This is a genomic window from Bradyrhizobium sp. IC4059 (genome assembly GCF_020193615.1).
In the GTDB taxonomy this organism is placed as follows: Bacteria; Pseudomonadota; Alphaproteobacteria; order Rhizobiales; family Xanthobacteraceae; genus Bradyrhizobium; species Bradyrhizobium yuanmingense.
Genome location: NZ_JADYVH010000001.1, coordinates 1108132 through 1120756, shown reverse-complemented (window position 1 = coordinate 1120756; position 12625 = coordinate 1108132). Strand labels below are relative to the sequence as shown.

Below are 12625 nucleotides of genomic sequence, written 5' to 3'. Positions count from 1 at the left end.
AAACCTTGGCCCTCGACCGGAAAGACCTCGCCATCCTCGCGGAACTCACGACCAATGCGCGAGCCAGCCACACCGAGCTTGCCAACAAGATCGGCTTGTCGAGCACGGCGCTGGCGCGGCGGCAGAAGGCGCTGGAGGATGACGGCTACATCCAGGCCTACCAGGCCGCGCTCGACCTGGCCCAGTTCGGCCTCACCACCACGGTGCTGGTTCGCATCGCGCTGGAGAGCCAGAGCGACGAGGCACTGAAGGCGTTCGAGGCAGAGGTGACGAAATGCCCCTCTGTCGTGCGCTGCTTCCTGATGTCGGGGACGGACGACTACATCCTGATCGTGCTCGCCCGCGACATCCAGGATTTCGAGCGCATCCATCGCACCGAGCTGTCCCGCCTGCCCCGCGTCGCGCGGGTGCAATCGAGCTTCGCGCTGCGCGAGATCGTCAACCGCGCGGTGCCGACCGTGGTGTTCGGCGAGACCAAGCGCTGATCTCGTAAATCCAATCGGGAGAACCGATTGGGAACCAAGCAACTCGTCATCCGTTGGGCGCTATCGGCCAGCGGCGGCAACGCAGTCTCGCGTCATTTGCACAATTTGCCCGGCTCGGCCTTTCCGCAGGGAAATACACCATGGCCGACCTTACGATCCCCGAACGCATTCCGATCAACCTCGTCGTCAATGGCGAAAGCCGCGCGCTCGAGGTCATGCCATGGACCACGCTTCTGGATGCGCTACGTGACCGTCTGCAACTGACCGGCACCAAAAAAGGCTGCGATCACGGCCAATGCGGTGCCTGTACCGTGCTGATCGACGGAAGACGGGTCAATTCGTGCCTGACCCTGGCCGTCATGAAGGATGGCGCCGAGATCACGACCATCGAAGGCTTGGCCAGGGACGGCGCGCTGCATCCTCTGCAACAGGCCTTCATCGACCACGATGCCTTTCAGTGCGGTTATTGCACGCCGGGGCAGATTTGCTCTGCCGCGGGCCTGTTGGCCGAAGGCCGTGCGCGCGATGCGGATGAGATCCGGGAGCTGATGAGCGGAAACCTCTGTCGCTGCGGTGCCTACCTCAACATCGTGGCTGCGATCGAGCAGGCAATGAGCCGGTCATGAACAACTTCCAATATTCCCGCGCAAGCGATGTTGCCGACGCCATCCGCCTGCTCGCCGCCGATCCCGGTGCGAAGTTGATCGCCGGCGGCACCAACCTGATCGATCTGATGAAGGAGAACGTCGAACGGCCCTCCCGGCTGATCGACATCTCCCGCCTGCCGCTCCGCGACGTCGAGGAGACGGCGGACGGCGGTCTGCGCATCGGCGCCTTGGTGCCGAATTCGGACCTCGCCTACCACCCGTTGATCGAGCAGCGCTATCCCCTCCTTGCCAGCGCCATCCTGGCCGGCGCCTCCGCGCAACTGCGCAACATGGCCTCGGTCGGCGGCAATCTGATGCAACGTACGCGCTGCCCCTACTTCTATGACACCACGACACCCTGCAACAAGCGAAGCCCCGGCACGGGCTGCTCGGCCCTCGATGGCCTCAACCGCAACCATGCCATCCTCGGCACCAGCAACTCCTGCATCGCGACCAATCCATCCGACATGAGCGTGGCGCTGGCCGCGCTCGGCGCGCTCGTGCATATCGCACGCCCCTCGGGGCAGCGCACCATCGCGCTGACGGATTTCCATCGGCTTCCCGAGGACAAGCCTCATCTCGATACCAATCTCGGCAGCTGCGAGATCATTATCGCCATCGAGCTGCCGCCGCACGGCTTTGCCCGGAACTACAGCTATCTGAAGATCCGCGACCGGCTGTCCTACGCCTTTGCTCTGGTCTCGGTCGCGGCCGCGGTCGACCTGGAGGGCAACGCGATCAGCGAAGCGCGCCTTGCGCTCGGTGGCGTGGCCCACAAGCCCTGGCGAAGCCTCGAGGCCGAAGCCGCATTGCGCGGTCAGGCGGCAACACCGGATCATTTCGGGCGCGCCGCCGACCTGCTGCTGCAGGGAGCGACGGCACGCTCCCACAACGGGTTCAAGATCGACCTGGCGCGCCGAGCCGTCGTGCGTGCGCTGATGCAGGCCGCAAGCGCCACGCCGCAATCACAAGCTCACAAGAAGATCGCATGAGGACCCGATGAACGCCTATGTCGGAACACCAACGTCGCGCGTCGACGGCCGCGCCAAGGTCACCGGGGCCGCCAAATATGCCGGCGAATTCGCAGCAGACGGTCTCCTGCACGGCTTCGTCGTCGAGGCCAGCATCGCGCGTGGGCGCGTCGCTCGTCTCGATACCAGCGAGGCGCTGAAGGTGAAGGGCGTGGTCGACGTGCTCACGCATGAACATCGGCCGCCCCTCGCCGACAAGGACGAAGCCTGGAAGGATGAGGTGGCGCCGGAGAAGGGCTCGCCGTTCCGGCCGCTCTATGATGAGAGGGTCAAGTTCAACGGCCAGCCGATCGCACTGGTCGTCGCGGAGGACTGGGAGATCGCCAAGTTCGCCGCAACCCGCGTTCGCGTCGAATATGAGCAGGAGGCGTTTTCGACCGATCTTGAATCCGAACGCGGCAAGGCCGAAAAAGTGGATCAACCGCACAAGCCGCGTGGTGATGCCGCAGCAGCCCTGACGCGCGCGGCCGTGCGCCACGAGGCGGATTACGTCATTCCGACCGAGCACCACAACCCCATGGAGCTCTTCGCGACGACAGCCGTCTGGAACGGCAGTGGCGGGCTCACGGTCTACGACAAGACGCAGGGCGTCCAGAACGTCCAGAAGTTTCTCTGCAGTGTTTTCGGCAAGGAACCGGACGACATCCGCGTGATCTCGCCTTATGTCGGCGGCGCCTTCGGCTCGGGCCTGCGGCCGCAGCACCAGGTGGTGCTGGCAACCCTTGCCGCGCTCGCACTGAAGCGGTCCGTCCGCGTCGTGCTGACGAGGCAACAGATGTATGGCCTGGGCTATCGTCCCATGACCATCGAGCGCGTTGCGCTCGGTGCAAAGCCGGACGGCACCCTCGATGCGATCACCCACGAAGCCATCGCCGTGACCTCACGCTATGAGGATTTTTCGCGCAACGATACGGGCTGGGCCGAGCAGCTTTACAAGAGTCCTAACAGCAACTTTTCCCATAAGCTGGTCGACCTCGACGTTTCGACGCCCTGCGACATGCGCGCGCCGGGTGCGGCAACGGGCGTCTGCGCGCTCGAATGCGCCATGGACGAACTGGCCGTCGCGCTGAAGCTCGATCCGGTCGAGCTGCGCCTGAGGTGCTACTCGGATCGCGACCAGAGCCAAGGCCTGCCTTACACCAGCAAGCAGCTGCGCGAGTGCTACGCCCGCGGCGCCGAAGCGTTCGGCTGGAGCCGGCGTAATCCGGCGCCGCGTTCCATGCGAGACGGCAAGGAACTGGTCGGCTGGGGCATGGCGACTGGGGTGTGGGAGGCGCTGCAGATGCCGGTCGCCGTCCGCATCGTGCTGACGGCCAACGGCCATGCCGAGGTCTCCTGCGCCGCGTCCGATATCGGCACCGGCACGTACACCATCGTGGCGCAGGTCGCGGCCGATGCCCTCGGGCTGCCGATCGAGAATATCAGCGTCCGGCTCGCCGATTCGACCTTGCCGCAAGCCCCCGTCGAGGGCGGCTCCTGGATGGCGGCATCAAGCGCGCATGCGGTCTTAGGAGCGGCCGAAGAAATTCGCTGGGAACTCGCACGTCTTGCCAAGGCCATGCCGGGCTCACCGCTCGCTGACCTCGACGCCGCCGACGTCACCCTGACTGACGGCATGATCGCCAGCAGCGACGGTCGCGGGGCCGCTGTCTCGATTGCGGATGTCATGCGCCACAGCAAGCTCGAGCGGATCGAAAAGGAGAAGCTCAACCAATTCGCGGAGGATAAATCGCATGCCCGCAACACACATTCGGCGGTCTTCGCGGAGGTGAAGATCGACGAGGAGCTGGGAATTATCCGCGTCACCCGGATCGTGAATGCGGTCGCGGCCGGGCGCATCCTGAACACCAAGACCGGCCGCAGCCAGATCATGGGCGGGGTGGTCTGGGGTATTGGAATGGCGCTGCACGAGGAAACGGTGATGGATCACCGCTTCGGCCGCATCATGAACGCGAACATTGCCGAATACCACATTCCCGTGAACGCCGACGTCCACGACATTGACGTCATTTTCGTCGACGAGCCCGACGACCGCATCAACCGGTTGGGAATCAAGGGGCTCGGCGAGATCGGCATCGTCGGCGTCCCGGCCGCAATTGCGAACGCCGTCTATCATGCCACCGGCAAGCGCATCCGGCGCTTCCCGATCACACTGGACAAGCTGCTGGAGTGAAGCCTCAGGCTAACCTTGCCGCAGCACTCGGGCATGTCATCCAGATGTCATCGAATGTGCAGAGAGCTGTATCTTCCTGCACATTCGGGACCTGCCATGGACTATTTCAAGCGCTTCAACTTCCTGTTCGCCGCCCCTGTGTTCGATGCCGACGATCTCGAAGGCGTCCGCTTCAACCAGATCATCGAGGAGATCCAGCGCTCCGGCTTCGAGGTGGTCCGGGCCCGCAAGCTGGAGGATGCCGAGATGGCGGTGCAGACCGATGCCGCGATCGGCTGCATGGTGGTGGACTGGGGCAAGAAGGGCCTGGAAGGCAAGACCTCGGCGCTGATCAATCTGATGCGCCGCCGAGGCCTCGACTTCCCGATCATCCTGCTGATCCGTCGCAAGCGGTTCGAGGATTTGCCGGTCGAGGTGCTCGATTTCATCGACGGCTATGTCTTCCTGTCCGAGGAGACGCCAACCTTCATCGCCAAGAACCTGATCAGCCGTCTGAAGCAATATGCCGAGACGCTGAAGACGCCGTTCTTCGGCGCGCTGGTCGACTATGCCGAGGAAGGCAACCAGCTCTGGACCTGCCCGGGCCACAATGGCGGCGTGTTCTACAACCGCAGCCCGATCGGGCGCGTGTTCGTCGAGCATCTCGGCGAATCCGTGTTCCGCGACGACCTTGACAATTCCGTGCTCGACCTCGGCGACCTCCTCACCCATGAGGGCCCGGCGCTGAGGGCGCAGAAGGAAGCGGCGGCGATCTTCGGTGCGGAAAAGACCTATTTCGTGCTCAACGGCACCTCGACCTCGAACAAGGTCGCGCTGGGCGCCCTCGTCACCGACGGCGATCTCGTGCTGTTCGACCGCAACAACCACAAGGCCGCCCATCACGGCGCGCTGATGATCAATGGCGGCATCCCGGTCTATGTGCCGACCGTTCGCAACGCCTGGGGACTGATCGGCCCGATGCGCTGGGACCGGCTCGAAGAGAAGAGCTTGCGCGAGGCGATCCGCAACCATCCCCTGGTGAACGATCGCGACGCTTGGCGCAAGGAGCGGCCGTTCCGTGTCGCCGTGGTCGAGCAGTGCACATATGACGGCTCGATCCACAGCGCCGAGATGATCATCAAGCGTATCGGCCATCTCTGCGACTACATCCTGTTCGACGAGGCTTGGGCCGGCTTCATGAAATTCCACCCCCTTTATGCCGGCCGCTTCGCCATGGGGCTGGTAAATCTCTCGCCCGACGCCCCCGGCATCATCGCGACGCAGTCGACCCACAAGCAGCTGGCAAGCTTCTCGCAGGCCTCGCAGATCCACATCAAGGACCGCCATATCCGCGGCCAGAAGCGTCGCGTCGAGCACCGCCGCTTCAACGAGAGCTTCATGCAGCACGCCTCGACCTCGCCGTTTTACCCGCTGTTCGCCTCGCTCGACGTCGGCGCACAGATGATGAAGGGCCGCTCCGGCGAAGTGCTGTGGGACGACACGATCCGGCTCGGCATCGAGCTGCGCAAGAAGATCCGCGCGATGCGCCAGGAGTTCGAGGAGAAGGAGCAGAACCCGGATCGCCGCTGGTTCTTCGAGCCCTTCGTTCCCGATCGCGTCGCAATTGCCGATGTCAGCCGTCCCGGCGCGGCGCATAACGTCGCCTGGGAGACCCTCTCGACCGACGAGCTCGCCACCAACCCCGCGCTGTGGCAGCTCTCCCCGGATACCAACTGGCACGGCTTTCCCGATCTCGCGGAAGGCTTTGCCATGACCGATCCGAACAAGCTGACGCTGCTCACGCCCGGGTTCGATCGTGCGACGGGAGCTTATGCCGAGCACGGCATTCCCGCGCCGGTCGTCGCGCAATATCTGCGCGAGAACCGCATCGTCCCCGAGAAGAACGACCTCAACTCCCTGCTCTTCCTGCTCACGCCCGGCGTCGAGGCGAGCAAGGCGGGCACGCTGATCTCCGGCCTCGTCGCGTTCAAGCGACTGCACGACGACAATGCGCTGCTCGCCGACGTCATCCCCGAATTCTATCAGAGGCGGCAGGCGCGCTACGCCGGTGCACGGCTGCGTGACCTCTGCGGCGAGATGCACCGTTTCTTCCGCACCGCCGATGTCAGCGCGCTCCAGGCGCGGCAGTTCATGCCCGAGCATATGCCCGAGATCGCGATGTCGCCCCGCGATGCCGCGCGCTATCTGTTCAAGAACGACGTCGACTACCTCCCGATCGAGGCGATCGCGGGCCGAATCGCGACCACGCCGTTCGTGGTCTACCCGCCCGGCATCGCCACCATCGTGCCCGGCGAGCGGCTGACGGAACGAGCCAAGCCCATGATCGATTATCTCAAGATGTTCGAGACCTGCTTCAACACATTTCCGGGCTTCGACGTCGAGATCCAGGGCGTCTACAAGGAGGTCGATGCGAATGGGCGCATCGGGCTCTACACTTATGTCGTGACCGAGTAGGTGCCGATGAACGAAGCAGCTGCGCGCGCGAGCGATGAACCCGTCCTGGTTCGGCCATCACGCGAAAGCGACATCGAGGCGATGCTGGCGATCTACCGCCATCACGTCCGCAGCGGCGTGCCGCGCGATGTCGAAGGAACCGGTGCGCCGGAGCCGGACGATCTGCGCGACCGGCGCAAGAACCTGAAGCAGACCCGCCTGCCGCATCTGGTGGCGACCTGGCGCGGCGAGGTCGTCGGCTATGCCTATGCCGTGCTGTTCCGCAAAAGGCCGGCCTATCGCTACACCGCCAAGCACTCGATCTACGTCCACCACGCCCATCTCGGCCGCGGCGTCGGACGGCTGTTGCTGCAGGAATTGATCGACGCCTGCGCGGCGGCCGGCTTCCGCCAGATGATCGGCTATATCGATGCCGATAACGCGCCCTCGCTGGCGCTGCACGAGCGTTTCGGTTTCGCACGCGCCGGCCTGCTCAGCGGCGTTGCCTACCGCCACGGCCGCTGGTCCGACACCGTCATGGTGCAACGCTCGCTCGGCGCGGGGACGACGACGCCCCCGCCCGTCACGGCAGCCGGGCGCTAGTCGCTACGACGGGAAGTCGGCGGGTCTGACATGGATGCGGTCGGCATGCAGTGACCAGTGATGCAACGCCTGGTCCTTGCAGAACCTCGCTTTCGCCCGTTCCCTGGCCTCGTCCTCGTCGGCGGCGTCGATCTCGAGCGTGCCTTGGCAGACCTCGCATTGCCGGCCGTATTCGCCGAGCACGTCCTTCATGAACCTGACGACATAAGTTGACATGGGACCTCCCTGCCTGCCCGCCGGCACTCTAGTCCCATTTAGGCCGGACGGGGAAAGGAGATTTTGACGCGGATCAAGGCTTGTCCAGTCCCGGCGGAAGATTCGTTGCGGAACCTGCCGCGCGGGTTTATGGGCAAATGCCGGTCGCCAATGAGGAACTTGCCTTGCACTTTGTCTCCGATACCGAAGTCACGAAGGCTCTGACCTTTCCGATCCTGATTGAGGCCCTCGAAGAAGCGCATCGCCGGCCGAAGATGGAGGTGCTGGACGCCTTCCTTGGAGACGAGAGGGGGCAATACGTCATCCGCAGCGCCGTCGATCCCGGCCGATACATGGCCAGCAAGATGTTCACCAGCTTTCCAGCCAATCTGGCCGAAGGCAGGATGCCGGCGGTGCAGGCCGTGTGCGTGCTGTTCGACGGCACCAACGGCCGGCCGCTGGCGGCGATGGACGGGACCGAGATCACGCATTGGCGCACCGCAGCCGACTCCGCGTTGGCCACGAAACTGCTCGCCCCGCCCAATCCCGAGACGCTGCTCTGCGTCGGGGCCGGCAAGATGTCCGAATGGCTGATCCGGGGTCATCGCACCGTGCGGCCGTCACTGGAGCGCGTGCTGATCTGGAATCGCAGCCCGGACCGGGGCGTGGATCTCGCTCAGCGCTTGGCGAAGGCCGGCATCAAGGCGGAAGCAATCACGGATCTCGACGCCGCGACGCGCGAGGCCGATGTCATTACCACCTGCACCCGCGCGCATCAGCCGCTGATCAAGGGCCTCAATCTGCGGCCGGGCACGCATCTGGACCTCGTCGGCGGCTACACACCGCAAACCCGGGAGGCTGATGACGAGGCGGCCAAGCGCTCCCGCGTCTTCGTGGACCGGCGGGAATCCGCCTTCCACGGCGTCGGCGACATCCTGCAGCCGATCGCGAGCGGCGCGATCAGCCAGGCGGACGTCCTCGGCGACCTCTACGACCTCGTCGGCGGCCTTGTGCAGGGGCGAACGTCACCGTCCGACATCACGTTCTTCAAGAACGCGGGCGGCGGCCATCTCGACCTCATGACCTGCGAGGCCGTGTTCCAGCAGCTCGGCGCAAAGCTGGGGTAGTGGCCCAGGCTGGCGAGACACGGCCGACGTCAGCCCTCACGCCTTGATGTCGAGGAGCGTGTCTTGCGTCTCGGCGTAGGCCTGAATGACCTTCGCATTGGCAAAGAAGCTGTATTTTGCGGTCACCAGCTGAGCGAATTCGCTAGCAAGATCGACATTCGGCGCTGCCACCAGGCCGTCCTGGTTTGCGAAGGGAGCGCTCGGGTCGGATTGCGCGGTATAGCTCGGCGATACCGTCGATTCGGTCGCAACCGTACCGCCCGGCGTCGAACCGCTCGACTGGGAGACCTGATCGACCCGCAAGGGCACGTAGGCTGCAGGAAACGTTGGAGCAATGCCCGCACCGGCCGATGCGCTCGACCCGCCTGACGCGGGTAGTGGGCCGGTCGTGCTGATGTTGGCGATATTGCTCGCCGCCACGTTCACGCGCAAACTCGCCGCAGAAAGTCCGGATGTCGCAATCGAAAGTATGCTCATGCTCCCTGATCTACAGGAGAGGTCATACGCGTTCATTCACGCCATCAGTAAAATCCACCGCGCTCCGTTTTCATCCTGATAACCAAGGATCGGCGCTCGACTGGGCTTCGCGCGCCCTACCCCGGCGTCACGCCAAAAGCCTGCTTGAAGCGCTCGGCATAGCGCGGCCAGGCTTCGGGATTGATGATGCGCGGCGGGCGCTTCCCGTCGAGCACATCCAGCACCTGCTCGGCGGCGATCCGGCCCATGTTCTGGCGCGCCTCGATGGTGACGCCTGCCGTGTGCGGGCTCGCCAGCACGTTGTCGAACTGGAGCAGCGGATGCTCCGGCGGCGGCGGCTCCTTGGACCAGACGTCGAGGCCGGCACCGGCGATGCGCTTGTCGCGCAGCGCCTGCAGCAGCGCGTCCTCGTCGTGAATGAAGCCGCGTGCGGTGGTGATGAAATAGGCATGCGGCTGCATCAGCGCGAATTCGCGTGTGCTGATCAAGTTGCGGCTGCCCTTGTTGAGCGGGCATGAGATCGAGACGAAATCGGCGCGGCGCAACAGCTCGTCGAGCTCGACCTTCTCCCCGCCCCGCTCGGCCATCACCTCAGCCGACAAATACGGATCGTAGGCAAGCACTGTCATGCCGAGCAGGCCCTTGCACAAGGCGGCGATGCGCCGGCCGACATTGCCGAGGCCGATGACGCCGACGGTCTTGCCCTCGACCTCGTTGCCGACGAGATCGTTGCGGTTGACGTCGCGCTCGCGGCGCAGCCGGCGATCCGACTGGATGATGCGCTTGGACAGCGTCAGCATCATCGCCAGCGCGTGCTCGGCGACCGAATGGGCGTTGCCGCCGGACTGGTTGACGACTACGACGCCTGCCTCCGTGCAGGCCTCGACGTCGACGGGATCGAAGCCGGCACCGTTGCTGGAGACCAGCAGCAAATTCGGCGTCCGCTTCAGGAAGGCGGCATCGACATGGAAATGCGGGGCGAGTTCATCGCGGGCGGCGCCGACCTGGTAGACGTGGGCAGCGCCGAGGAGCGGGCCATAAACATCCTCAGGGCTTCCATTTTCGATGCGATCGAGCCGGACGTCGGGCCGGGCCTTCAGGATATCGATATAGATCGGATTGGCCAAATAATTGGAGTAGACGACGCGCTTGTTGTTGACGGACATTAGGACCCTTCCGGCTCGTTCGCGGGAGATCCGCAAGGTCGGCGCGATGCGCGCCCTCCTATGCCCCTCCCGTGTTCTGGTTGTCGCCGCTTATGCCATGGCGGTGCCGGCCACGGCAGGCCTGCTGGCGCAGATCACGGTGACGGGGCGGACATGTTGACAATCCCGCTGCCCGCGTCAAGTTCGGCAGACCGCCGCGACGGCAAGAACCAAGAAGCATGCGCGGCCCCAGGGAGAGCGCGATGGCGATTGCGGAACAGCAGCCGCAGGGGAGCAGCGACGGAAGCTGGCACGGCATCGTCCTGCAAACCTTGAAGCGGAACGAGATCAACCTGATCCCTTACGTGCCGGACCGCGTGCTGACGCCGCTGATCAAGAACCTGCACGCCGATCCCTTCTTCACCACTTTCGCGACCGCCCGTGAGGAAGAGGCCGTCGGCATCGTCGCCGGCGCCTGGATGGGCGGTCGGCGCGGCGCGGTGCTGATGCAGACCTCCGGCTTTGCGACGCTCGCAAACGTGCTGGCCTCGCTCGCAGTGCCCTACCAGATTCCGCTGATCATGCTCGTCTCTGAGCGCGGCACGCTCGGCGAATTCAACTACGGCCAGTCCCTGGTCTGCCGCACCATGCGACCGGTGCTGGATTCGCTGGCGCTGGAGCATCACACCATCACCCGGCTCGACGAGCTCGAATTCATCGCCGACCGCTCGATCAAGCAGGCCGTCACCACGCAGGCGCCGGTGGCGTTGATCCTCAGCCCGCTGCTGACGGGCGGCAAGGTCTTCGACAAGTGAGGCCGACGATGAACACTGGCAACACCAAGGTGATGAACCGCTTCGACGTCACCTCGCGGCTGATCGCGAAGCTGAAGCACGAGGAAGCCGTGATCGGCGGCATCGGCAACACCAATTTCGATCTGTGGGCCGCCGGCCACCGCCCGCAGAACTTCTACATGCTGGGCAGCATGGGACTCGCCTTTCCGATCGCGCTCGGCGTGGCGCTGGCGCAGCCCGACCGCCGCGTCTTCGCGCTCGAAGGCGACGGCTCGCTCCTGATGCAGCTCGGTGCGCTCTCGACGATTGCAGCCTTGAAGCCGAAGAACCTCACGATGATCGTGATGGACAACGGCATCTACCAAATCACCGGGGCGCAGCCGACGCCGGCAGCGAACGTTGCCGACATCGTCGCCATTGCCATTGGCTCTGGTCTTGCGAGCAGCGCCTGGGCCGCGGACGAGGAAGATTTCGAGCGGTTGGTCGACGGCGCCATGGCCGCTTCCGAGCCGAGCCTGATCGCGGTCAGGATCGACGACAAGCCCGGCGTGGGCACCACCCGGCGCGACCCCGTGCAGATCCGGGAACGCTTCATGCATGGCCTCGGCGTGCGCGATCCGCTTTAACATTTTTGTCATTAACTACACGGCGATCTGATACGAGCCTCGCGACAACCCGACCAAATTCGTGCTAAGCGACCCGGATGTTCATTCGTACCTTTGCCTGGCTGCTCGCCGCTGCCGTTACGTTCGCCACCCTCGGTCCTCCCGGCCTTCGCCCCCATTCCGACCTCGGTCAGGACGGCGAACATGCGCTTGCCTTCGTCATGGTGGGATTGGCCTTCGGCCTCGCCTATCCACGCCGGCGCCTACTGAGCGCAGCGGCCGCGGTCGTCCTGATCGGCGTTCTCGAGCTGATGCAATTTTGGGCACCCGGCCGTCACGCGCGGCTGGTGGATTTTTTGGTCGATGCTGCCACCGCGTGCCTCGGCTTTGCACTCGCCGCCGCCGCAGACCGGCTACTCTCGCGCTTTCGCACCAGCTCCGCCATGACAAGCGAAGGCCCCGCGGAGTGATGCTCCGCAGGGCCCTGCTCAGCACAAAGAATTGCGTCGATCAGTCGATGATCTTGACCACGCGGCGTGTGCGCGGCTCGACGATCACACGGCGATCGTTCACGACCGCATAGCGATATTCGGTGTAGTTCGGCACGGGCCGCAGCACCACGGTCGGAGGCAGCGGCTCGCCGACCACGACGCGCTCCTGGACCACGACGGAGTCGCTGCGAGGAATTCCGCCGAGGACCGCATTCGGAATTTCGAGACCGGCGCCGACGGCTGCACCCACGGTGCCGCCAACCATTGCACCGATCGGGCCGCCGATGTCGCCACCTGCACGCGCGCCGTCCCTGGCGCCCTGTTCGGTCGTCGACTGAGCAAAGGCTGCGCTCGACGCCAGCAGCGACGCTGCAGCCAACGTAATCGCAAGACGGGTTTTCATGGTGTTTTGTCTCCAG

General features: G+C 64.7%; 14 protein-coding genes. 10 read left to right on the top strand and 4 right to left on the bottom strand.

Annotation, left to right across the window (positions count from 1 at the left end; translation table 11 throughout):
* Positions 1-5 precede the first annotated feature (5 nt).
* The 6 genes from I6F12_RS05125 (at position 6) to I6F12_RS05100 (ending at position 7372) form a co-directional block, all read left to right on the top strand.
* Positions 6-485, top strand: a complete 480-nt coding sequence (locus tag I6F12_RS05125; RefSeq protein WP_025035213.1) for an Lrp/AsnC family transcriptional regulator — start codon at positions 6-8, stop codon at positions 483-485.
* Positions 486-625: 140 nt separating this feature from the next.
* Entirely contained in the window at positions 626-1111 is a 486-nt protein-coding gene (locus I6F12_RS05120; RefSeq protein WP_225128850.1) for a (2Fe-2S)-binding protein, read from the top strand.
* Positions 1108-2124, top strand: coding sequence for a xanthine dehydrogenase family protein subunit M (locus I6F12_RS05115; protein ID WP_225155641.1), 1017 nt, complete (start codon positions 1108-1110; stop codon positions 2122-2124). Before I6F12_RS05120 ends, I6F12_RS05115 begins: the two co-directional genes overlap by 4 nt.
* A gap of 7 nt (positions 2125-2131) precedes the next feature.
* Positions 2132-4336: a xanthine dehydrogenase family protein molybdopterin-binding subunit gene (locus tag I6F12_RS05110; protein ID WP_225155640.1), complete on the top strand. Its 2205-nt coding sequence runs from the start codon at positions 2132-2134 to the stop codon at positions 4334-4336.
* Positions 4337-4432: 96 nt separating this feature from the next.
* Positions 4433-6790, top strand: a complete 2358-nt coding sequence (locus I6F12_RS05105; protein ID WP_036023350.1) for an Orn/Lys/Arg decarboxylase N-terminal domain-containing protein — start codon at positions 4433-4435, stop codon at positions 6788-6790.
* 6 nt (positions 6791-6796) lie between these two features.
* Positions 6797-7372 carry a GNAT family N-acetyltransferase gene (locus I6F12_RS05100; protein ID WP_225155639.1) on the top strand — a complete coding sequence of 192 codons (576 nt, stop codon included), beginning with the start codon at positions 6797-6799 and terminating at the stop codon, positions 7370-7372.
* Between the two features lie 3 nt (positions 7373-7375).
* Here I6F12_RS05100 and I6F12_RS05095 read toward each other — a convergent pair whose 3' ends face one another.
* Entirely contained in the window at positions 7376-7588 is a 213-nt protein-coding gene (locus I6F12_RS05095) for a hypothetical protein (RefSeq protein ID WP_036005605.1), read from the bottom strand.
* A 164-nt stretch (positions 7589-7752) separates the two neighbouring features.
* On the opposite strand from I6F12_RS05095, the gene I6F12_RS05090 reads away from it, so the two are divergent.
* Positions 7753-8694, top strand: coding sequence for a dehydrogenase (locus I6F12_RS05090; RefSeq protein WP_225155638.1), 942 nt, complete (start codon positions 7753-7755; stop codon positions 8692-8694).
* A 36-nt stretch (positions 8695-8730) separates the two neighbouring features.
* Here I6F12_RS05090 and I6F12_RS05085 read toward each other — a convergent pair whose 3' ends face one another.
* Complete coding sequence (locus I6F12_RS05085; RefSeq protein ID WP_225155637.1) at positions 8731-9171, bottom strand: flagellar basal body protein; 441 nt, start codon at positions 9169-9171, stop codon at positions 8731-8733.
* A 116-nt stretch (positions 9172-9287) separates the two neighbouring features.
* Positions 9288-10337: a hydroxyacid dehydrogenase gene (locus tag I6F12_RS05080; protein ID WP_225111781.1), complete on the bottom strand. Its 1050-nt coding sequence runs from the start codon at positions 10335-10337 to the stop codon at positions 9288-9290.
* Between the two features lie 242 nt (positions 10338-10579).
* On the opposite strand from I6F12_RS05080, the gene I6F12_RS05075 reads away from it, so the two are divergent.
* The 3 genes from I6F12_RS05075 to I6F12_RS05065 all read left to right on the top strand — a co-directional run bounded on the left by I6F12_RS05075 (position 10580) and on the right by I6F12_RS05065 (position 12185).
* On the top strand, positions 10580-11131 hold the full coding sequence (locus I6F12_RS05075) for a thiamine pyrophosphate-binding protein (protein WP_036023346.1): 552 nt from the start codon (positions 10580-10582) through the stop codon (positions 11129-11131).
* 8 nt (positions 11132-11139) lie between these two features.
* Entirely contained in the window at positions 11140-11736 is a 597-nt protein-coding gene (locus I6F12_RS05070; protein WP_036005616.1) for a thiamine pyrophosphate-dependent enzyme, read from the top strand.
* 77 nt (positions 11737-11813) lie between these two features.
* Positions 11814-12185 (top strand): antibiotic resistance protein VanZ, encoded by a 372-nt coding sequence (locus I6F12_RS05065; RefSeq protein WP_036005619.1) that lies wholly within the window; start codon positions 11814-11816, stop codon positions 12183-12185.
* A 40-nt stretch (positions 12186-12225) separates the two neighbouring features.
* Here the strand turns inward: I6F12_RS05065 and I6F12_RS05060 are convergent, their stop codons facing one another.
* Positions 12226-12609, bottom strand: coding sequence for a DUF1236 domain-containing protein (locus tag I6F12_RS05060; RefSeq protein WP_036005622.1), 384 nt, complete (start codon positions 12607-12609; stop codon positions 12226-12228).
* Between the last annotated feature and the right edge of the window lie 16 nt (positions 12610-12625).